At 40.1% G+C, this 22,655-nt stretch carries 21 protein-coding genes; 11 read left to right on the forward strand and 10 right to left on the reverse strand.

Features of this window, described 5'->3' with window-relative positions; genetic code table 11:
* Positions 1-5 precede the first annotated feature (5 nt).
* The 6 genes from R2S10_RS07965 (at position 6) to R2S10_RS07990 (ending at position 6,767) form a co-directional block, all read left to right on the forward strand.
* Positions 6-191: an Arc family DNA binding domain-containing protein gene (locus R2S10_RS07965; RefSeq protein WP_316839923.1), complete on the forward strand. Its 186-nt coding sequence runs from the start codon at positions 6-8 to the stop codon at positions 189-191.
* A gap of 71 nt (positions 192-262) precedes the next feature.
* Complete coding sequence (locus R2S10_RS07970; protein ID WP_316839924.1) at positions 263-1,441, forward strand: acetyl-CoA C-acyltransferase; 1,179 nt, start codon at positions 263-265, stop codon at positions 1,439-1,441.
* Complete coding sequence (locus R2S10_RS07975) at positions 1,442-2,365, forward strand: hypothetical protein (RefSeq protein ID WP_316839925.1); 924 nt, start codon at positions 1,442-1,444, stop codon at positions 2,363-2,365. It begins immediately after the preceding gene.
* Between the two features lie 183 nt (positions 2,366-2,548).
* Positions 2,549-4,318: a peptide MFS transporter gene (locus R2S10_RS07980; protein WP_316839926.1), complete on the forward strand. Its 1,770-nt coding sequence runs from the start codon at positions 2,549-2,551 to the stop codon at positions 4,316-4,318.
* Between the two features lie 65 nt (positions 4,319-4,383).
* Positions 4,384-5,937 carry a peptide MFS transporter gene (locus R2S10_RS07985; RefSeq protein ID WP_316839927.1) on the forward strand — a complete coding sequence of 518 codons (1,554 nt, stop codon included), beginning with the start codon at positions 4,384-4,386 and terminating at the stop codon, positions 5,935-5,937.
* 101 nt (positions 5,938-6,038) lie between these two features.
* Complete coding sequence (locus tag R2S10_RS07990; RefSeq protein ID WP_316839928.1) at positions 6,039-6,767, forward strand: polyprenol monophosphomannose synthase; 729 nt, start codon at positions 6,039-6,041, stop codon at positions 6,765-6,767.
* 4 nt (positions 6,768-6,771) lie between these two features.
* Here R2S10_RS07990 and R2S10_RS07995 read toward each other — a convergent pair whose 3' ends face one another.
* From R2S10_RS07995 to proS, 5 genes are read right to left on the reverse strand one after another with little or no spacing between them, the layout of a single operon-like run.
* A complete protein-coding gene (locus tag R2S10_RS07995; protein WP_316839929.1) occupies positions 6,772-7,284 on the reverse strand; it encodes a YdeI/OmpD-associated family protein in 513 nt (170 codons plus the stop codon).
* A gap of 8 nt (positions 7,285-7,292) precedes the next feature.
* Complete coding sequence (locus R2S10_RS08000) at positions 7,293-8,156, reverse strand: TIGR02757 family protein (protein WP_316839930.1); 864 nt, start codon at positions 8,154-8,156, stop codon at positions 7,293-7,295.
* Between the two features lie 17 nt (positions 8,157-8,173).
* A complete protein-coding gene (locus R2S10_RS08005) occupies positions 8,174-9,313 on the reverse strand; it encodes a cystathionine gamma-synthase (RefSeq protein ID WP_062547512.1) in 1,140 nt (379 codons plus the stop codon).
* Complete coding sequence (locus R2S10_RS08010; protein WP_316839931.1) at positions 9,310-10,005, reverse strand: hypothetical protein; 696 nt, start codon at positions 10,003-10,005, stop codon at positions 9,310-9,312. Before R2S10_RS08010 ends, R2S10_RS08005 begins: the two co-directional genes overlap by 4 nt.
* A 45-nt stretch (positions 10,006-10,050) precedes the next feature.
* Positions 10,051-11,523, reverse strand: a complete 1,473-nt coding sequence (proS, locus tag R2S10_RS08015; protein ID WP_316839932.1) for a proline--tRNA ligase — start codon at positions 11,521-11,523, stop codon at positions 10,051-10,053.
* A 107-nt stretch (positions 11,524-11,630) separates the two neighbouring features.
* On the opposite strand from proS, the gene R2S10_RS08020 reads away from it, so the two are divergent.
* Positions 11,631-12,518 carry a hypothetical protein gene (locus R2S10_RS08020; protein WP_316839933.1) on the forward strand — a complete coding sequence of 296 codons (888 nt, stop codon included), beginning with the start codon at positions 11,631-11,633 and terminating at the stop codon, positions 12,516-12,518.
* 33 nt (positions 12,519-12,551) lie between these two features.
* The gene (locus R2S10_RS08025) at positions 12,552-14,054 is read left to right on the forward strand and encodes an OmpP1/FadL family transporter (protein WP_316839934.1); all 1,503 of its coding nucleotides are present in this window, start codon (positions 12,552-12,554) and stop codon (positions 14,052-14,054) included.
* A gap of 129 nt (positions 14,055-14,183) precedes the next feature.
* Here the strand turns inward: R2S10_RS08025 and R2S10_RS08030 are convergent, their stop codons facing one another.
* Complete coding sequence (locus tag R2S10_RS08030) at positions 14,184-16,010, reverse strand: UbiD family decarboxylase (RefSeq protein ID WP_316839935.1); 1,827 nt, start codon at positions 16,008-16,010, stop codon at positions 14,184-14,186.
* 356 nt (positions 16,011-16,366) lie between these two features.
* Between R2S10_RS08030 and R2S10_RS08035 the strand changes: the two genes are divergently transcribed.
* Positions 16,367-17,344, forward strand: a complete 978-nt coding sequence (locus R2S10_RS08035; protein ID WP_316839936.1) for a helix-turn-helix domain-containing protein — start codon at positions 16,367-16,369, stop codon at positions 17,342-17,344.
* Positions 17,345-17,434: 90 nt separating this feature from the next.
* On the opposite strand, the gene R2S10_RS08040 is transcribed toward R2S10_RS08035, so the two are convergent.
* Positions 17,435-17,914, reverse strand: a complete 480-nt coding sequence (locus R2S10_RS08040; protein WP_316839937.1) for a DNA starvation/stationary phase protection protein — start codon at positions 17,912-17,914, stop codon at positions 17,435-17,437.
* 184 nt (positions 17,915-18,098) lie between these two features.
* Here R2S10_RS08040 and R2S10_RS08045 point away from each other — a divergent pair, with 184 nt between their 5' ends.
* Entirely contained in the window at positions 18,099-19,385 is a 1,287-nt protein-coding gene (locus R2S10_RS08045; RefSeq protein ID WP_316839938.1) for a LysM peptidoglycan-binding domain-containing protein, read from the forward strand.
* Positions 19,375-20,022 (forward strand): uridine kinase, encoded by a 648-nt coding sequence (locus R2S10_RS08050; RefSeq protein ID WP_316839939.1) that lies wholly within the window; start codon positions 19,375-19,377, stop codon positions 20,020-20,022. The genes R2S10_RS08045 and R2S10_RS08050 overlap by 11 nt, the downstream gene beginning before the upstream one ends.
* A gap of 58 nt (positions 20,023-20,080) precedes the next feature.
* On the opposite strand, the gene R2S10_RS08055 is transcribed toward R2S10_RS08050, so the two are convergent.
* From R2S10_RS08055 to R2S10_RS08065, 3 genes are read right to left on the reverse strand one after another with little or no spacing between them, the layout of a single operon-like run.
* On the reverse strand, positions 20,081-20,740 hold the full coding sequence (locus R2S10_RS08055; RefSeq protein WP_316839940.1) for a CoA transferase subunit B: 660 nt from the start codon (positions 20,738-20,740) through the stop codon (positions 20,081-20,083).
* A 17-nt stretch (positions 20,741-20,757) separates the two neighbouring features.
* The gene (locus tag R2S10_RS08060; RefSeq protein ID WP_316839941.1) at positions 20,758-21,459 is read right to left on the reverse strand and encodes a CoA transferase subunit A; all 702 of its coding nucleotides are present in this window, start codon (positions 21,457-21,459) and stop codon (positions 20,758-20,760) included.
* 48 nt (positions 21,460-21,507) lie between these two features.
* A complete protein-coding gene (locus tag R2S10_RS08065) occupies positions 21,508-22,608 on the reverse strand; it encodes a PQQ-dependent sugar dehydrogenase (RefSeq protein ID WP_316839942.1) in 1,101 nt (366 codons plus the stop codon).
* Positions 22,609-22,655: the final 47 nt, after the last annotated feature.

A 22,655-nucleotide genomic window follows, 5' to 3' on the forward strand; every position in this document is an offset into this window, starting at 1 on the left:
AAGACATGTCTGAGAAAGATAAAAAAGCTTTTGCCCTGAGGATCAACCCTGTCCTACTCAAAGAGATTGAGAGCTGGGCAACTGACGAATTCAGGAGCATAAACGGGCAAATAGAATACCTGTTGAATGAAGCTGTGAAATCGAAAAGAAAACGACGGATAAACAAAAATGATACAGATGAACCTCGTTAAAAACGATGGAATTAACCAGCAGATACTACTAATTACTTAACTTTGCTTCTAACCAAAATTAAAAGACATCAATGAGAGAAGTAGTTATAGTATCTGCAGTTAGAACCCCGATTGGAAGTTTTGGTGGTTCGCTATCAGGTTTTTCAGCTCCACAATTGGGAGGCATAGCCATTAAGGCTGCTGTAGAAAAAGCAGGCATCAGCCCTGCTGACGTTCAGGAAGTGTATATGGGCAATGTATTGTCTGCAAACATTGGACAGGCACCAGCTACTCAAGCTGCAAAGCTTGCCGGTTTACCCGACCTTCCTGCTACCACCATCAATAAAGTATGTGCTTCAGGAACCAAAGCCATTATGCTGGCTGCACAAAGCATCGCCCTTGGCGAAAACGACATCATCGTTGCCGGCGGTATGGAAAGCATGAGTAATGTTCCTTATTATTTAGATAAAGCAAGAAACGGATACCGTTTAGGCCATGGTCAGCTGACTGACGGATTGGTAAAGGATGGTCTTTGGGACGTATATAATGATTACCACATGGGTTCTGCAGCTGAATTATGCGCAGCGGAGTGTGAGATTAGTCGTGAGGATCAGGATACTTTTGCGATCAGTTCTTATCAAAAAGCGCAGGCTGCACAAAATGAAGGCAAATTCGATTCTGAAATTGTCCCAGTTCCTGTAAAAGACCGTAAAGGCGAGGTTACCCTGATTTCGAAAGATGAAGAACCTTTTGCTGTTAAATTCGATAAAATTCCTGGCTTAAAACCTGTATTCAAGAAAGATGGTACGGTAACCGCAGCCAATGCTTCTACCCTAAATGACGGTGCTGCTGCATTGGTACTGATGAGTGCTGATAAGGCGAAAGAACTTGGATTAAAACCATTGGCAAAAATTCTTTCTTATGCTGATGCACAACAAGCACCGGAGTGGTTCACCACGGCACCGGCAAAAGCAATCCCATTGGCTTTAAAAAAAGCAGGTAAAAATATTAGCGACGTAGATTATTTTGAAATCAATGAAGCCTTCTCTGTCGTTTCTTTAGCGAATAACAAGTTATTGGAATTAGATGCAGAAAAAGTAAACGTAAATGGTGGTGCGGTAGCCATTGGACATCCACTGGGTGCTTCAGGGGCAAGAATCGTAGTTACCTTATTAGCCGTATTGGCCCAAAATAACGGAACAATAGGCGTAGCAGGAATTTGTAATGGCGGCGGCGGTGCCAGCGCAATAGTTATTGAAAAGTTAAGTTAAATGCTCAAGACTTCATCAAAACCTTTCCTGTTGGTGATGATTTTATGCTGCGCGATGACGATGGTTCATGCGCAGCATACTTTTCCACTCACGAATCTTCCGGCAATGGCCAGGTATCAGGACTCTTTAATCCGCATCAGCGATGAAACTGAAAATGCGCAAAACAATCAAGCTCGTTTTGCGGCTAATGCACATTTTATAAAAACATTGGTGGAGGCCTTGAAAACTCCAGGTTCATTTAACCAGAATTTTGATTCCTTAAAAAGAGTGTCTGTTCTAAATGCGCCTGATAAATCTTTTCGCCTGTTTACCTGGTACCTTCCGGTAGATGATGGTACCTATCGTTACTTCGGCGCCATACAAATGGCCAGTAAAGATGGAAAGCTAAAATTATTCCCTTTAATAGATACTACTGATCAACTAAAAGATCCAAATGCCATCACTACTCATAAGAACTGGTATGGTGCTTATTACTATCAGATAGTTCCAGTGAGCAGTACTGGAAAATCACCTTGTTTCGCTTTACTTGGCTGGAAGGGAAACAACGGTAAAACGTCCAAAAAAGTAATCGAAGTATTATCATTTGAAAATGGCGAACCCAGCTTTGGAAAAGCCATCTTCGTACAGCCGAAGAATCCGGGCAGCAACCGTATGATCTTCGAGTACAATAAGCTCAATTCAATGACCCTTACTATGGACAAAAGCGTAAACATGATCGTTTTTGACCACCTTGCTCCTTTTAGTGAAGAAATGGCAGGAAATTTTGAATATTACGCTTCTGACCTAAGTTTTGATGCGTACAAAGTGACTGGTGGCAAACTTAAACTCGTTGAGAATGTGGAACTAAAGAACGATCCCAATGAAATGGATGAACTCTACATCGACCCTAAGGACAAAAAAATCCAGGCAATCAAGAAGCTTTAAAGGATAGTAATACCGTTTTAAACTACTTTAAAAATTTGTGAGTTTGAGTCCGGGTGCCTATCTTGCGCGATGGTTTATTTCAATATCAAACAAAAACCTTACCAAAACACGCGCCTCTTCATTATTTTATTTATAAGAACTAACTGAACCTTTCAATAAATTATTACACAAAAAAACCAACACATGAATGCACAAAATTTGGACACTCCAAATAACTTTTTTGAGAGTAAGGTACTAGGACATCCGGCAGGACTGTTTGTTCTATTCTTTACAGAGATGTGGGAAAGATTCTCCTACTACGGGATGCGGGCATTGCTGGTGCTTTTTCTAACTTCTTCCATTATCGGTGACAATCCGGGATGGGGATGGCCTAGAGCCCATGCATTAGCGATTTATGGTTCTTATACAGGTTTGGCTTACTTAACTCCTATTTTAGGTGGTTATATTGCCGACAGAATCATCGGATACCGCTGGGCAGTTATTGTAGGCGCCGTATTAATGACTTTAGGGCATTTATCGATGGCCATCGAAATCGATCATTTCTTCATGTACTTAGGCTTATGTCTATTGGTAGTAGGAAACGGTTTCTTCAAGCCTAACATGACTTCTATCATCGCACAGATGTATAAAAAACACCCAGAGAAAAAAGATGGTGCCTATACCATTTTCTATATGGGCGTGAACGCAGGTGCATTTTTAGGGATGTTATTATGTGGATATATCGGAGAGAGCAAAGACTGGGGATGGGCTTACGGATTCGGTTTAGCCGGTATCTTTATGTTTATTGGTATGCTCCAATTCTATTTCACACAAGGTATTTTCGGAAACATTGGCTTAAAACCAGTTAAAAATGAAGTAGAAGAGGTTTCTGACAACCTGGAAGAATCTACAAGAAATCCTTTCTCTAAATTCGATTTGTTATTGATCGGTTTGATTGCTGCAATCGGTTTATCCTGGATCATTAATGATCCTGTTTCGAAAATCACGAGCATGAACTTGTTCGCGTTTAAGATTGGCGGCATGGAAGGTAGTAATTTCATGATCATTACGGCATTGGTGCTGTTCTTATTCATCTTAGTAAAAAGGATTAGTCAATATACCCCGGTATTACGTGATAAAATGATCGCTGTAATTATCCTGGCCTTCATTACGATTTTCTTCTGGGCATCTTTTGAGCAGGCAGGTGGTTCGATGACTATCTTTGCAAAAGACTATACGCAACGACTTTTAACAGGTGATTCTAAAGTGATTTTCAATATTGTAAACACTTTGATTACTGTTATTCCTTTAATGATCATCTCTTATGTATTGTTAAAGTTGTTCTCAAAAACTTTCGGTAAGTATTCCGTAGGTAATATCATTTTAGCTTGCGGTTTCATCATCATTTGGGTGATTGTAATCTACATGCTTAAAAACCAATATGCTGAAGTGAAATCAGAAGTTCCAGCTACCTGGTTTGGTATCCTGAACTCTCTATTCATTATCAGTTGTGCTCCTATTGTATCTAAGCTTTGGGAAAGTAAATACAATCCATCTGCAACGTTTAAAAACGGATTCGGAATGATCCTTTTAGGTATCGGCTTTGCTGCGCTAGCTTATGGTGCAAGTTCTATCCCTCAGGGTGCTGCTGTTGCTTCAGTAAGTATGATCTGGTTGGTATTGGCTTATTTCTTCCACACCATGGGTGAGTTGTTCATTTCTCCGGTAGGTTTATCTTATGTAAGTAAACTGGTTCCAGGAAGAATGATTGCCATCATGTTTGGCATCTGGTATTTGGCGATTGCAATCGGTAATAAGATTGCAGGTACTATGGGTGGTATGATCGATGAGATCACTTCTAAATACTCAATGAGTACTTTCTTCCTGATTTTCACCTTTATCCCTATCGGATTAGGTTTGATTATCATGATGCTGACTCCAGTATTAAAACGCTTAATGCACGGTGTAAAATAAAAAAATCAAGCCTTTGGAACTCTCCAAAGGCTTTTTTTACTAACAGATCAATTACAATATAAGATATGGCTGAAAATCTTACTTTAGAACAAATTCAGAATTTCAAGGGCAAGTACCCAAAACAACTTTGGTACCTGTTCTTCTCGGAAATGTGGGAACGCTTCTGTTTCTACGGAATGCGGGGAATGCTCACCTATTTCATGGTGACGCAATTAATGATGAAAGATGGCGATGCCAATCTTCAATATGGTGCCACTCAGGCATTCGTATATGCTTTCACCTTTATCGGGGGGCTCTTTGCGGATAAAATCCTGGGATTCAGAAAATCGCTCTTTTGGGGCGGTATCCTAATGATCGCCGGAAGTGCGATCCTCTCCTATGACCCACATCAGTTTTTCTTTCTCGGGATTAGTTTCACGGTAGTTGGTACCGGTTTCTTTAAACCCAACATCTCTACCATGGTAGGTTCATTATACAAAGGCAATGACCCTCGTCGTGATGCCGGTTTCTCGTTGTTTTATGCTGGGATTAACATTGGTGGTCTATTGGGTGGTTATGCTTGTATTTATCTTGGAAAAACCTATTCATGGCACCTTGCTTTCGGCCTTGCCGGAATTGTAATGACCATTAGTTTGCTAACTTTCATCTTTACTAAAAAGAGCCTGGGCCCTATCGGATTATCGCCATTTAAAGACGAAGAAGTGACGGTGATCTTACCTGAAAGTCTGGATGGAAAAATTCCTGCAGAACCTGCGGTGATCACAACAAAAGCAATCAATAGAAAATGGTACGATTACGCGGTATATGCGGGATCATTGGCTATCATTCCTGTAATCATGACCATGGTTGCCAAAACGCAATACACGGACTGGTTTATGTATATCATTGGCCCTGCTACCTTGGTTTACATCATTTATGAAATGAGTAAATACGGATGGGCAGAGCGTAAAAAGCTGATTGCAGCCATCATATTTATTCTATTCTCTATTGTATTCTGGGGGATTTATGAGCAAAGTGGTGGTTCTATGGCACTTTTTGCTGCAAGAAATCTGGACGATAAATTGCTCGGTGTGATTACCTTGGATCCAAATGGGGTGAACAACTCTGCAAACTCCTTCTTTGTGATCATCTTTGCTTTTATCTTTAGTTTGGTATGGATCGGTTTAGCGAAGAAAAAGATTGAACCAAATACCGTCGTAAAATTCGGGCTGGGCTTTATCTTTCTGGCAGGTGGTTTCTTTATCCTGTATAGCACTCGTTTCTTTGCCAATGCACAGGGTATTGCTTCTTTAGATGCCTTTACCCTTTCTTACCTGGTGATTACCTTTGGTGAGCTTTGTCTTTCTCCAATTGGTTTGTCCATTATGACCAAACTATCCCCGGTTAAGTTACAGGGAGTGATGATGGGAATGTGGTTCCTTGCCAGTGCTTATGGTCAGTATGTAGCTGGTATTTTAGGTGCAAACATGGCTAAAGGTGGAGAGAATGATACTACAGCTCAAAAATTAATCACCTTTACAGAAGGTTATAAGCAATTGGCTATTTATGCATTAATTGCAGGCGTATTGCTGATTATCCTATCACCACTGGTGAAAAAACTAATGGGAGACGTCAAGTAATCTCATTTTATTGTGATTTAACATAATTAACCCTCGGTATTAGATTATACTGAGGGTTTTTTCGTTAAGAATCCATAATTTCGCTCCTAAATTTATATTACGTGTCAGACAGTCTAATTATAATCCCTACCTACAACGAGAAAGAAAACATCGAGAAGATCATTAGAAAGGTTTTCTCCTTGCCTTATTCCTTTGAAATCTTAATTATCGATGATGGTTCTCCTGATGGAACGGCCGCTATTGTTAAAGGATTACAACAAGAGTTCCCAGGGCTTCACATTGAGGAAAGAACAGGGAAATTGGGATTAGGCACAGCTTATATTCATGGCTTCCGCTGGGCATTGTCCCGCCCACAGTATGCATACATTTTTGAAATGGATGCTGACTTTTCCCATAACCCTGACGATCTGATCAGACTTCGTGAAGCTTGTATCAATGGAGCAGATCTGGCTATAGGCTCCCGTTATGTGAATGGGGTAAATGTAGTTAACTGGCCAATGAGCAGGGTGCTGATGTCGTACTTCGCCTCTATGTACGTACGGGTCATTACCAGAATAGACATTCAGGATGCTACTGCGGGTTTTAAATGTTATACCAGACTTGTTTTAAATACCATTCCTTTAGATAAAATCAAATTTGTGGGTTATGCCTTCCAAATTGAAATGAAGTTCACAGCGATCAAGTATGGCTTTAAGGTAGTCGAAGTTCCGATCATCTTTACTGACCGCACAGAAGGTACTTCCAAAATGAGTACCCGTATTTTCAGAGAAGCATTTTTGGGAGTTATTCAAATGAAAGTTTGGAGTTGGTTCAGGAATTACAGCCGTTAATTCCTTATTCTTTGCGGGGTTTTCCATCCCGCATCATCGTTCCGAAATCCCAGTCTTTGTCCATCGCAGTAACGATTTTAACCAGTCTTTTAGTACGTGTAGGTTCCGTTTTAGCAGAATTCAGCCAGTTGATGTAATAGTTTTGATGAGATTTCGGCAGCTTTAAAAAGCTTTCCAGCCATTGTGGTTCATCGGAAAGACAGGTTTCCAGATCTTCAGGCATCAGGATTTTAAAGGTCAGGTCTTCTTCCAGACTGACTTCCAAAACGGCTCCCTTTTCTTTCTTCAGTTTTTCACGAAGTGGCCCATTTAGCGCAATAATAAAATCACCTTCGCCCATGGGAACCAATGCCAATCCTTCAACGACCAGCTGATCCAATCTACCTTTTACCCGATAACTTTTCCTGCAATCAGCTTTGATCTCATTGGCAATCGCAAAGGGAATGAAAATATAGGTCCAACCTGTTTTTTCACCCATTTCGGAAAAACGTTCTATCTCTGCTTTAAAAGTAACCATAGGATAATTTAAAACTTTTCTTCTACACCTAATCCAAATAATGCAAAATCATATTTTACCGGATCCATTGGATCAAATTCAACAAGCTTTTTAGTCAATTCTACTGCAGTTTGCCAATCCGTTTGCTTTCTGCTAATCATCCCCAATTTACGTGCTACCCGATCAACATGAACATCACATGGACAAATTAAATCTGCTGGTTTCAGCGTATTCCAAAGCCCGAAATCAACACCCTTATTGTCTTTTCTAACCATCCAGCGTAAAAACATATTTAGGCGTTTACAGGTAGACTTTTGCATGGGCGAAGAGACATGTTTAATCGTACGTCTCGGGAAATCAGGTAGAGAAAAAAAGTAAGATCTGAAGTAATTTAAAGCCTGTTCTGTCTGGGGTGTTTTCTCTAATTCAGCTAACATACAGGCGGCAGAAGCGTAGCCCTTCTTTGCTTTACCTTTTAAAGGCAGTTCTTCCAGGTACTCCTCCCTGAATAAAGGTTTGGGTGCAAGAAAGGCCGTTTCCAAACTATCAGATTGTTCGTAATGAAACTTAAAGAAAGACACAAAATACAACAAATCAGTGTCATTGAAGGTCCGGTGCTTAAAGCCCAGTAAACCTTTAAGGTCATCATCATTATGCTGCAACATGAAATCATAGGGCGCATTGTCCATACGTTCAAACAGCTCTGTACATTTATTGATAATGGTTTTGCGTTGGCCCCAAGCTAAAATTGCCGCAAAGAATGCGGCAATTTCAACGTCTTGTTTTTTAGAAAAACGGTGCGGAATGCAAATGGGATCATTGGTAATAAAATTGGGCTTGTTGTATTGCTCTACTTTATAGTCCAAAAAATCTTTAAGTTCCAGGAATTCCAATATTTCTTATGTTTAAATTAGCTTAAAGCCTGTTCTAAATCTGCGATTAAATCGTCGATATCTTCTACTCCTACACTCAGTCGTAAAAGGTTATCCGTAACGCCAACTTTTTCACGTTCTTCCTTAGGAATAGAACCATGCGTCATACTCACCGGGTGATTGATCAATGATTCTACACCACCTAGTGATTCTGCAAGTGTGAACACTTTGAAAGAAGAAGCAATTCTGAATGTTTCCTGAAGGTCAGCACCTTTTAAAGTGATAGACACCATACCGCCAAAACCGCGCATTTGTTTCTTCGCGATGTCATGGTTAGGGTGATCTTCAAAACCTGGCCAATAGATCTTATCTACTTTAGGATGGGTTTTAAGGAAACGGGCAACTTTTTCACCATTCTCACAATGTGCTTTCATACGTAAATGAAGGGTTTTAATACCTCTTAATACCAGGAAAGCATCCTGAGGACCTGGCGTAGCACCACAAGCGTTGTAAATAAACCAAAGGTCTTTATACAATTGCTCATCATTTACTAATAAAGCACCCATCACCACGTCTGAGTGACCACCGATGTATTTGGTTACCGAATGCATTACGATATCTGCACCCAGATCAATTGGATTCTGAAGATAAGGAGAAGCAAAAGTATTGTCTACCGTTAAAATCAGGTTCTTTTCTTTAGTGATTTTGGCAACACCTTCAATGTCGATGATCTGCATTGTTGGGTTTGTTGGGGTTTCAATCCATACCAATTTCGTTTTATCATTGATATATGGCAACATATTTTCTGGCTTAGATAAGTCCAGAAAATGGAATTTGATGCCGTATTTCGCATATACTTTAGTGAAAATTCGGTACGAACCTCCGTAAAGATCGTTTCCAGTGATTACTTCATCACCAGGTTGCAACAGCCTTAAAACCGTATCTGTAGCACCCATTCCACTTGAAAAAGCCAAACCATATTTAGCATTTTCCAAAGCGGCAAGACAATCCTCTAAAGCTTTACGCGTAGGATTGGTACCTCTGGAATATTCAAATCCCTGGTGATCTCCAGGAGATTTTTGCCAGTAGGTAGAAGTTTGATAGATTGGAGTCATTACTGCTCCTGTTGATGGGTCAGGTTCCTGACCGGCATGTATAGCTTTTGTTGCGAACTTCATAGGTTATTATTTTGTTCTGTTTCGGACTTAAGCTGATACCCCAGGTGTTTTCCTGTTGGGTAACCGCTTGCGGCCAACATCGATTGTTTTTGATTTAAAGTTACTTCTTTTATTTGCGCAAAAGGGGGGATAATTAAATCTGCAGCCAGGCAGAACAAAATTGACCGTTCAATGATATCTGTAAGACTTTCTTCTGTGACCAGATTGGCGGAGAAATCTGGATATAGAAAATCCAATGCGCCCTCCCCTTCTACCATAAAGTGTTTTTCTTTGTTGATAAGAATTCTGGCAATGAGTGACCCCTGGTCTGCCAGACGATTATACTTGATGGAATCAGCAAGAAAATTATGGATATAGATGATTCCACAATAACTCAGGGATGGATCATCCTTCACATATTTTGTTTGAAATACGGTGTGTCCCGGCTCGAAGTTAAACACATTACTGTGCATAGACACTACCATCATATCACCGGAAAACTTCAGCTGTACTTCAAACTTATTGTTCTCTTTATATTCAACTTCTACAGATGGATCTTTGGCATGATAATCATGTTTCAATCTACCGGCAGTGGTCATGAGTCGCTTTTTCAGCAACTCAAAGACTCCTGTCGTATTTCTGTAGATCTCTTGTTTTAAAGAGGCTTTATTTTCAAATTCAGTCAGTATTCTGGCGTAATTTTCTGTGTCCATTTTTTAATTTTTGTTTCCTATATCGCGCAAATTACTTTGTTATTATTAATAAGCGCGGGCAAACAACACCCTTTGTTTCGATGGTTTGCCTGAATAAATACAAACACCATCTTCCTGCTTATTGTTTAAAGGAATACATCTGATGGTCGCTTTTGTTTCTTCTTTAATCTTTTGTTCTGTTTCTGGAGTACCATCCCAATGTGCAGAAACAAATCCTGCTTTACCATCTAACAATTCTTTCAGCTCATCATAAGAGTTCGCTTCGGTTGTATGTTCATTACGGAATTGTAAAGCTTTGTTATAAATATTCGACTGAATATCATCTAATAACTGTACGATAAAAATATCAAGGCCTTCCTGAGCAACGGTTTGTTTCTCTCTTGTATCTCTACGAGCAAGTTCCACAGTACCATTTTCCATATCGCGACCACCGATGGCCAAGCGAACTGGTACACCTTTCAATTCATATTCTGCGAATTTGAATCCTGGGCGTTGTGCTTCACGGTCGTCATACTTCACTGATACACCTAAACTTTTCAATTTAGCCGTCAACTCATCTACGTAAGTAGTAATATTTTTCAGGTCTTCCTCATTTTTATGAATCGGAACAATCACCACCTGGATTGGTGCTAATTTCGGAGGCAATACCAAACCTGCATCATCACTATGTGCCATAATTAAGGCACCCATTAAACGTGTTGACACGCCCCATGAACTCGCCCATACGTGTTCAATTTTACCTTCTTTATTTGTGAATTTCACATCAAATGCTTTCGCGAAATTTTGTCCAAGGAAGTGAGAAGTACCTGCTTGTAATGCTTTACCATCTTGCATTAATGCTTCGATACAGTAAGTATCTAATGCTCCTGCAAAACGTTCATTAGGTGTTTTAACCCCTTTTACAACTGGCATAGCCATCCAGGTTTCTGCAAAATCAGCATACACTTCCAACATTTTCTCTGTTTCTTCCACAGCTTCCTGAGCAGTTGCATGAGCAGTATGTCCTTCTTGCCATAGGAATTCCGTAGTACGAAGAAACAGACGCGTACGCATTTCCCAGCGCACCACATTAGCCCATTGGTTGATCAGCAAAGGAAGATCACGGTAAGACTGGATCCAGCCTTTGTAAGTATTCCAAATGATTGTTTCAGAAGTTGGTCTTACAATTAATTCCTCTTCTAGTTTTGCCGTTTCATCTACGATAATGTTTCCATTTCCATCATTTTTAAGACGGTAGTGTGTCACCACGGCACATTCAGTGGCAAAACCTTCCACGTGTGACGCTTCCTTAGAAAAATATGACTTAGGAATGAATAAAGGAAAATAAGCGTTACTATGTCCTGTATCTTTAAACTTTTTGTCTAAAACCGCCTGTATTTTCTCCCAAATGGAGTATCCGTAGGGTTTTATCACCATACATCCTTTAACAGAGGAATGCTCTGCCAGATCGGCTTTCATAACAATGTCGTTATACCACTGCGAATAATCTTCATTTTTACTTGTAATACCTTTGCTCATAACTATTTGGAATGTTTTTTGTGTAACTTTGCTTGAAATGTAGGTTACAAATTTATAAATTTATCGTCTACAAAAAAGCGTGCAACACACAAACAACACATATAGTTATGAAACCTAGACATTTATTCACCGGTATGCTGGCTTTAACAACCCTGGTTGTTGCTTCCTGCTCTGCGCCAAGGTATGCGCAGCAAGGTGCCCAAGATGATGATGTGTACAACTCTAATGCAAAGGCGCAGATTTATACGCCTCAGCCAAGAGTGGTGGCTCCTCAAAATGATTACGATGCCGATAATGAATATTATGGCACTAGTGATCCTTATTATGACATGGATTACTCTTCCCGTATCAATAGATTTTCTTATGCTAGTCCATGGAGATCGTACTACGATCCTTATTTCGACGGTGGTTTTGGCTATGGTGGCGGCTTTTCTTTAGGCCTTAGCTTTGGTTCCTCATGGGGCAATCCATATTATGGATGGGGTGGCGGATTCTACCCTTCATTTGGTTATAACCCATGGTACCCAGGATGGGGTGGCGGCTACTACCCGGGATGGGGCGGTGGTTTCTATCCAGGCTGGGGTGGCGGGATCATTATTGGTTCCAATACCGGAAGAACTTATAATGCACCAAGGCCATCAAGAAGCCCTGGCGACAGAAGTTACGGCGGCAGTACAGTAAGAGGAAGCGGCAACACAAGAACTGATATGAACGGAAATGTAATTTCCCGTGGAAGCAGATCTGAATCTTATCTCCCAAACAGAACACAAGGAACGCAACAGCGTGCCTCAGGTCAAAATAGTAGACCAATGCGTGACAATAACAGACAGGAGCCACAGGCCAGACCATCAAGAGAAAGTTACAGACCTCAACCACAAAGCAACCCAACTTATACTCCTAGCCAATCACGTGGCGGAGAGAGCGGCGGTGGCAGATCATCCGGCGGCGGCGGTGGTGGTGGCGGAGGTAGATCTTCTCGAGGTGGAAGAGGTTAACCAGGTCTAATTATTATCATTCAGAAAACAAACATGAAAAAAATTCTATCCTCCTTAGTGGCTATAGTAGCCACTACAGGTTCTTTATATGCTCAATACAGCCCTGATGCCCTGAGATTTTCTCAAACTAATTATGGCAGTACCTCCCGATTCAAAAGTATGGGTGGTGCGCAAATTGGTGTAGGTGGTGATATGAGTTCATTAGGGGGTAACCCTGCCGGACTTGGTTTGTTCACTAAATCAGAGTTTAGCTTTACTCCTGAATTCAATATGATGAAAGGTAAAGCAGATTTTCTTGGAGAAAGAACAAACTCTTCTAAGAATATGTTGAACCTGAATAATGTAGGCGCAGTATTTTATAACCCTACTTTCAAACCTAAAGGTCAGGATCCTACGAAAGGGGTGATCAGTACAGTTTTTGGTGTAGGTTATAGCCGCAACAATGATTTCACTGGTAGATACAGCTTTAACGGAACGAATAATCTGAACTCCATCAACAATTACTTTGCAGAAGAAGCTAACTTTTTTGCCCTTGGAGATCCAACTACTTTGGCCGACTACAGCATTGAGAAGATGGCGTATGACAACTATCTAATTAACTATGATGGAACTAACAATGTTTATTCAGCTGCAACCCGCGCACCGTACCGTCAAAGTCAAACAGAAATCAGAACAGGATCTACTTCAGAAATGAATGTAGCTGGTGCTTTAAATATTTCCAATACCGTCTATATTGGTGCGAGTCTGAATTTTGTAAATTCAAGATATGAGAGTGACCGTATGTTTAGAGAATCCGGATACAATACTGGCGTAAACAGCAGTTACGACACTGACTATAGAGTAAACTCAGACGTAAAAGGTTCTGGTTTCAATGCCCGTGTAGGTTTGATTTACAGACCTGACGCAAATTTACGTATAGGTGCCACTTATCAATCACCAAGCTGGATGTATTATGATGATGTTCAAGCGCATTCTTTAACTACTACTTATTACGCAGGTACTCAACAAGGTACTTTCAGCAATGATCCTGGTCTTTCCGGGGTAACTTATCAATTGCGTACTCCAGCAAAAGGGTCTTTAGGGGCAAGTTATGTAATTGGAGGTAAAGCCCTAATTTCAGCAGATATTGACTACATTGATTATTCCGGCATCAAATATTCTCTTGACCAGGACAATAACCAGGGTGCAATAAACACAGCTAACGATTTCATTAAAGACAACTACCAAAGTGCGGTTAACTATAGAGTTGGTGCAGAATATAAAGTAGACAATAGCTTTAGCTTAAGAGCTGGTTACGGTAACAATGGCTCTGCGATAAAAAATGACACTAAATCTTATTTTGGCACTAAATTTTATACTGGTGGTGTAGGCTACCGTGTAAGCAACTATTATCTTGATCTTGCTTACCAACGTGTGGAAAGCAATGTCGATTTAGACAGTTACTTTATAGCAGATAAGAATGAGGCTCCAGAACCTGTAGCCAATATCAAAACAAGTAGAAACAATGTATTTTTAACATTTGGTGTAAGATTCTAATTTCCGCCAGATGCTCAAGTATTGATTTACGAGCAATCATAAAAAAAGGGAAGTTGATTTAAATCAACTTCCCTTTTTTTATGATTGTATCTTAAGTAATAAACTGGTCTGGTCTATTCAGTTATCAGATTAAAAGCCATTGGACTTAAAAAGCGATGCAAATCGCTCAATATTCTTTTCTACCTGAGGATCCTTAATCAGTTCAGGTGCATGGTGTGGTTTCTTTCTCGCATCAATAATTACGGGGCCTGTACATCCCCAGTGTTTGTTCGTTGTAAAAGAACCAATACCATGAATATCAACAGCCGGATTACTTCTGGTAAAGGCAATCCATACCAGGTTGTTTATATTTTCAGCACAGAAAGCGCTATCATCGCATAAAACAATCAATGCAATTCCTTCCAGATCCTGGCCTTTCAATTGCTCATTCAAAACGGCTACTTCTGCTACTGCTTTAGTATGGCTCAGATAAGGAGCAGCCTGAACAGCTAACACTCCTGGAATAGCAATATAAGCCGCAGTAAAGCTTTCTGGCAGTGTAAAACCGGCAGGAACTACCTCCGATAATGTTCTACGTACAGCTCCCGCAGCAGCAAATACCACTTTAGAACCACTATTTAAACCATCACCGCTATAATCTAAAGTATCAATGGTGGTATTTGTATGAAAGTGTAAATCAGTACGGGGATCCATTCTTGATAAAACATGCTGTATAAAACGAGAAAGGTCATGAGTATCTAAAGTCTCATCGTCTTCTCTGGCAGCAATAAACAGGTATTTAGCCAGACTAAGCTGATTCTTACCTAGAATATGATTGGCAATTGTTAGGATCTCCTGAGGTCTGCGTTCGTTCAGAAATGGCGTATAACGTTCACTGCCAATCGCGAACAACAGAGGGTGTACCCCTGCCGCATCTACTGCATTCAACTCTTTTAATCCATGAATTTCCTTCGGCAATGCCGATCCGGCGATCTCATGAATCAATGCACCAAAACTAGTATCCTCTTGCGGAGGCCTGCCCACCACAGTGAAGGACCATATTGCATCCTTGCGATGGTACACATTGTGAACCTTCATTAAAGGGAAAGGATGAGTTAGACTATAATAACCCAAATGATCCCCAAAAGGACCTTCAGGTTTGTTTTCCTGAGGATAAACGGTCCCAGTAATTACGAAATCAGCATCTGCCGAGATACAGAAACCTTCTTCATCGTAGAAATACCTGAACCTACGGTTCCCCAATGCACCTGCAAAGGTCATCTCCGACAATCCTTCAGGCAAAGGCATTACTGCTGCCAGCGGATGCGAAGGTGGACCTCCAACAAAGATGCTTACCTTTAAAGGTTGCCCCTTTGCATTGGCTTTCGACTGGTGTACTCCAATTCCGCGATGAATCTGGTAATGTAATCCAATCTCCTGGTCAGGTATATAATCATTACCTCCAAGTTGGATCCGATACATTCCAAGATTGGCATTCATAATCCCAGGCTTATCTATATCTTCTGTATACACCTGTGGCATGGTAATAAAAGGACCACCATCCATAGGCCAATTTACAATCTGTGGCAATGCACTTATGGTAGTTTTACTAAACGTTGATTTGAAAGTTTGTTTTAAAGGCAATGCAGTAAGCGCTGTAAGGCCAATAGCAGGAAGTTTTAGTGGATTTTTTAATGCGCTCATTGGATCAAACTTCAGTCCTACCAATTGCTCTACTTTATCCAGGCTATCCCTGAACATAAACTTTGCGCGTTCCAGTGTACCAAATAAATTAGACACTGCTGGAAAAGGACTTCCTTTCACCTTCTCAAAGAATAAAGCAGGTCCTTGTTTTTCGTAAACACGTAAATGAATGGCAGCCATTTCGAGATACGGGTCTACTTCTTCTTTAATCCTGATTAGATGGCCATGTTTTTCTAAATCGGCCACACATTCTGCTAAACTTTTATATCCCATTACCTTCCAAAGGTATTAAACAATTGTTGTTTGGCCTAAAGCGATTTCTTAGAGAAAAGTAAAAAAAATTCCTTTTATAAAATAAAAGCTCCGCTGCTAGGGATAGCAAGCGAAGCAATTACAAATGGGAGCGTTCCATAATCTTTAATACCTATAATAAAATCCCGGCTCAGTAAATGGTACAAATATTTTGTACGAAACACATTAACTATTAGCCCAAGACAATACGTTTACATTTTTGACAAAAGTAACCGTAAGACATTATGAATTAGTAAAATTTAACAACTAAGGAGTACAACATTATAATCTTATACACACTTTTAGCTACTTTGCAGTCGCAAACCACAATTTCCTCGATGTTAATACCAATCCACCACCAGAAAAAGCCTGAACAAAAATATTTGTCCGCTGTATTTGAACGATTAGATCATTTCTTCCCGCTTCCTTTAGGCGCAAAGATTCTGCTCAGTGAAACTTGCTATGAAATTCATGTCAAAAAGAATGAATACTTATTGAGAAAAGGTGATTATAGTTATTTCGTCTACTTTATTATAGAAGGTATCCTTACTGGAGAGGCGACTTCCGGAAAACAGGTCATCACCAGTTTCATTTGTGTGCAGGGGGAATTTGTATCTGCGATTGAAGGGATTTATGGAATTGTTCCAGCTACCGAGGACATCAAAGCAGAAGAGGATTCCTTATTATTAGGTGTACATGTAGATGACCTGGAAAAGCTGACTGCAACTTACCCGGAAATGAATATCCTGATGAGAAAAGTAATGGAGCTTTATTATAAGATCGCGCATCACCGCTCTGTGTTCTTTAGGATTGGCACAGCATCAGATAAATATTCAGACTTTTTAAAAAACTACCCTCATCACGCCACACGAATACCATTAGAACTGGTTGCCTCCTACCTCAACATAAAAATCACTACGCTAAAGAAAATTGTGAGTGCCTACAATAAAAAGGGAGATGAAGAGATACTATCAAAAGAAAACATTGAGTCTTATCTGGAACAACACCGCCCCTATCTACGGAAGAAACTCTCTCTGGCGCAGCTTGCTGAGATGCTGCAACTCAGTCCTCATAATTTATCGCATTTACTGAACTTATATTTCCAGCAGAATTTTAGTCATTTTATAAATACCTATCGGGTCAATTATGTGTTAGGAGAAATGCAAAACAAAGACCATTGCAAGCAATACAGTCTGGATGGCTTAGGCCGTGAAGCTGGATTCTCCTCCCGTAGCTCTTTCTTCTACGAGTTTAAAAAACAAAAAGGAATTACTCCGCACAATTACCTCCAACAACTTACGGAGCCACAAACCTAACCTTAACCTTCCCCTCAAAAAAGCGACAAAAAAAACCGCTGCCTAAACGGATTAGGAAGCGGTTTTAAATCATCAGGGGAAAATGATTATTTATTTTTTACCACAGAATGAGCGCAACATCCAGGTATTTTTCTCTTTGAACTGCATGAATCTGTTGACCATATCATTTGATCCATCATCACCAGCTTTATCAGTGGCTTCCAATAAATCACGTTCTATTTGAATTAAATGAGCCATATCTGCTAAAATCTCTTCTACCATATCCATGTCTTTCATGCCGATGGTATCCACCTCTTTAAGTGTTGATTCTTTAATGTAGTCAACAAAACGGCTATGCGGTGGCTTACCTAAAGTAAGTACACGTTCTGCGATTTCATCGATTGTTAACTGTGCATTGGTATATAACTCTTCAAATTTGATATGTAAAGTGAAGAAGTTCTGACCTTTTACATTCCAGTGACATCCTCTTAATTTCTGGTAATGTATGTGATAGTTAGCCAGATAGTCATTCAGCATGTCCACTACAGGTCTTACGTCTTTCTCTTTTAAACTGATTTCTTTTGCGTCCATAGTATATAATGTTTTATTTTTGTCCAATTGTAGGGCATGCCTATACAACAACACGAAAATTAAATGGTTTTGAAAAATGTTATTTTGAGAGACAATACCCCTTTGGAAACGACGTTAAATATTCAAAATTTCCGCTTTCTTTTATTATTCGTATAATTGTTCATTAAATTTAACAGAGACATTAATGTATAAATATTATATAGTATCGTTATTTGCAGTGCTTTTAAAATTGCCCACTGCCAATGCCAATACCAATACAAGGGATTCTATAGGAGTAGAAAACCGGAATGGCAAAAAGTTAATTATCCACGAAGTAGCTGCAAAAGACACTTATTATGCCATAGGAAGACGATATAATGTGGTACCGAAAGACATCATGACTTTCAATGACAATAAGTTCCTTCAGATCGGTGTCATCATTAAAGTACCTACCAATATTCCTTTTAATAGTCCGGCACCAGAAAAAACACCAATCACTGCGACCAATAAAAACGCCATTCTGAAGAAGAATGAAAACACAGATCCTGATGGTATTCTAATAGAGCATACTGTTCAAAAGAAAGAAAATCTGGGGATGTTGGCGAAGAGATATGGTACTACTGTTAATGAGATCAAAAGGATCAATAACCTGAGAACCATTAACCTTTCTATCGGACAAGTATTGAAAGTCCCTGCCAATGAGGGAGTAGAAACTACGGAAACAGAAACGAGTACAACAGCAGCGGCAGCAGTACCAACGCCAAGCAAAGCAACGACTACGCCTATAGTGGCTCAGCAACCTGCTAATACAGAAACAAAAGCACCTGCTGACAATAAAAAGAAAGAAGAGATTCTGGTCCCTATCTTCCCGAAAAAACAACAGCAACAAGCTGCATCAGTACAAAGTCCAGCGGCAGCAGTAAATGTTCCGGCTGACACTTCAGAAGACTTTATTGAGCATACTGTGGCTTCTAATGAAACCCTTTATTCTATTGCCACGCGTTATAAGTTAACGATGGATCAGGTGAAAGCTAAAAATAACCTGAATGGATACTCTTTAAGAGTAGGTCAAAAATTACTGATCAAAGGCCAATACCCACAAAAACCAGTTCCTTCGGCAAATCGCCAGACTGAAAATCCGGTAGACACCTTAAATTCTATAAAAAATCCGTCATTAAGATTGCCAGCCAGCAGATATGGCTTAAATCAAATGGACGAAAAAGGAACAGGAACCTGGATTTCAGATCCGGATCTTGATCCCTCAAAAATGTTGGTATTACATCGCAGCGCACCAATTGGAACCGTAATGAAAATTACCAACCCAATGAGCAACAGGTCTACCTTTGCAAAGGTGGTAGGTAAATTCACGGAAAATGAATCTACCAAAGATGTAATCATTGTGATGACTAAAGCAGTAGCGGACGCGTTGGGGGCTATAGATAAAAGATTTTTTTGTAATTTAACGTACGGTGGACAAGATAATGAACAATAAGCCATTTATCATTGGTATTGCGGGGGGAAGTGGTTCCGGTAAAACCTTTTTTTTAAATTGTTTCTTACATCATTTTAAGAACGATGAAGTAACCCTGGTTTCTCAGGATGACTATTACATTCCTGTGGGCGAATTGAGCCAGGAAGAAAACAAACTTTACAATTTCGACCTGCCATCAACCATTGATGACCAGCAGTTCCTTTTAGACATCAAGAAATTGATCAAAGGAGAAGTGATTTATAAAAAGGAATACAATTTCAATAATCCTTTGGCCATCACTAAAATTCTGGAAATCAATCCTGCTCCAATTATTATTGTAGAAGGACTTTTCATTTTGCATTTTAAAGAAATTGCTGCCTTACTAGACCACCGTATATTTGTGGAAGCAGAAGAATCTGTTGCCTTAGCACGTCGCATTAAACGTGATGGAATGGAAAGAGGTTATCCAGAGGATGATGTTACTTACAAATGGCACAACCATGTAGTACCTGCTTATAAAGAATATCTGTTGCCATACAGAGAAACCTGTGATCAATTGATCACCAACAATTTCAATACCCCTGATGACATCATTAGAGTCACAGAAGAAATTTCCACAGATTTAAAAGTGAAATACCTAAAACATAAATCAGAGTAAATAAAAAAGGGATGCCAACGCATCCCTTTTTTATTAGGTATATTTCTTAACCACAGAATTAGTTTAAACTCATTTCTGGTACGTCATCATCGGCAAACAGTCTGCCTGTTGTGGCCTGTCTGATGTAATCTACACTCACTCCTGGCGCTCTTTCAATCAGTTTAAATCCACCACCAGGCAATACATCTAATACCGCGAGTTCCGTTACAATTTTCTTGATACAGTTTACTCCGGTTAAAGGCAAAGTACATTTTGGCAATAGTTTACTTTCTCCGGCTTTATTAACATGTTGCATGGCCACGATGATGTTCTTTGCAGAAGCTACCAGGTCCATTGCACCGCCCATACCTTTCACCATTTTACCTGGAATCTTCCAGTTGGCAATATCTCCATTTTCTGAAACTTCCATTGCTCCTAAAATCGTAAGGTCAATCTTCTGACTTCTAATCATCCCGAAGCTCATGGCAGAATCAAATATCGAAGAGCCTGGCAGGGTGGTAATCGTTTGCTTGCCTGCATTGATCAGGTCTGCATCTTCTTCCCCTTCAAAAGGAAAAGGTCCCATGCCTAATAAGCCATTTTCCGATTGCAGTACTACATTGATGCCTTCAGGAATATAATTGGCTACCAGTGTAGGAATTCCAATCCCTAAATTCACATAAAAACCGTCTTTGATTTCTTTTGCGATACGTTTCGCAATTCCGTCTTTATCCAACATACAAATATTTTATAGGATTAATTTTTTGATCTAACTGTGCGTTGCTCAATTCTTTTTTCATAATTGGCACCTTGAAAAATGCGATGCACGAATACACCTGGTGTGTGGATATGGTCTGGATCAAGTTCCCCTGCTTCCACCAATTCTTCTACTTCTGCAATGGTGATCTTTCCAGCCATAGCCATCACTGGATTAAAGTTTCTACTTGTAGACCTGAATATCAGGTTACCGGCAGTATCACCTTTCCAGGCTTTCACGATGGCAAAATCAGCATCAAATGCATATTCCATCAGGTAGTCTTTTCCATTAAAGTTACGCACTTCTTTGCCTTCGGCCACTTCAGTACCTACTCCGGCAGGAGTAAAAATGGCTGGCATTCCGTAACCAGCAGCCATACATCTGGTGGCCAGTGTACCCTGAGGAATCAATTCAACTTCCAGCTCTCCACTCAGCAACTGGCGCTCAAATTCCGCATTCTCACCTACATAAGAAGAAATCATTTTTTTTACCTGGCGTTTTTGCAGCATCAGACCGATGCCAAAATCATCCACACCAGCATTATTAGATATACATGTTAAATCTTTAACGCCTTTTTTTACCAATGCGGTAATGCAATTCTCAGGAATTCCACAGAGCCCAAAACCGCCGAGCATCAGGGTGTTCCCATTCTCGATATCGCTGATGGCTTCATCAGCACCCGAAACTACTTTGTTAATCATATATAAGGTTTTGCTACTAAATTATAGTATAAAATGTGTTCGAACAATTTATTTGGCGATTTCTATAATTTTATCATCCCCACCATTACTGGTAGTGATATATAGCCTTCCTTCCGGAGATTGACAAATGGCCCTGAGCCGTCCAAATTGATTAAACAAGAAATCTTTAGCCTCCGTAATTTTGTCGCCACTAGTGTTTAAACTTAACTGTGTAAGTTTAGTGCCTTTCAAACTGAGGAGCAGTAAAGTGTTTTTCCATTGCGGAATATAGTCTGAATTATAATAGGTGAGACTGGAGGTAGCGATGGTAGGTGTCCAGGCAAACAATGGTTCTACCACATTATTTGCGGCACAGAAGCTTTGTTCTGCGGGTAGGTTACAAAAGCCTTCTACGTTTGGCCATCCATAATTCCGTCCTTTAAGAATCAGGTTGACTTCATCGTCATTGTTAGGACCGTGTTCTGAAGCATAGATCTTATCGCCCACCTGGATCAGCCCTTGTGGGTTTCGGTGACCGAAACTCCAGACCGGATTATTGGCCATCGGATTATCTGTTGGAATACTCCCATCCAGATTCAATCGAAGAATCTTTCCTGATAAAGAATTTATATTTTGCGCATTGGGAGCATTGCTGGCGTCTCCTGTGCTGATGAATAATTTTTGATCAGCGCTGATCATCAGTCGGGAGCCATTATGCACACTGGAAGCCGGAATTTGATCAATGATCGTTATTGCTGATGACAATGTTCCGTTGCCATAGGTAAATCGGACTACTTTTTCCCTGTAATTGTTTCCTGTTCCATAATCATAGACCACATATACCCATGGATTAGTTGTGAAATTTGGGGCAAGTACCATCCCCAGCAAACCGCCTTCTCCGGTAGCAACTACTTCAGAAATGGTATGTAATAAGGTAACCACACCGGTTTGAGGATTGATCCTGCTGATCTTCCCTCCTCTTTCCGTGATCCACAATTGCTGATCAGGGCCATAAATGATTTCCCATGGATAGGCGAGGCCTGAGGCCAACACCTTTGTTTTCAGTTCAGCATCGGGAAGTATAGGTTCCACAATGGCTGTAGATTTGCTTTTCTTACAGGCAGTAGTGCAGAGCATAATTGCCAAAGCACTGATCATCAGTATTTTCATAGGACATTGCTTTGTTTCATAACAAGCAATGTCCTGATTATGTTTAA

The sequence above is a fragment of the Pedobacter gandavensis genome, from assembly GCF_032678745.1.
In the GTDB taxonomy this organism is placed as follows: Bacteria; Bacteroidota; Bacteroidia; order Sphingobacteriales; family Sphingobacteriaceae; genus Pedobacter; species Pedobacter gandavensis_C.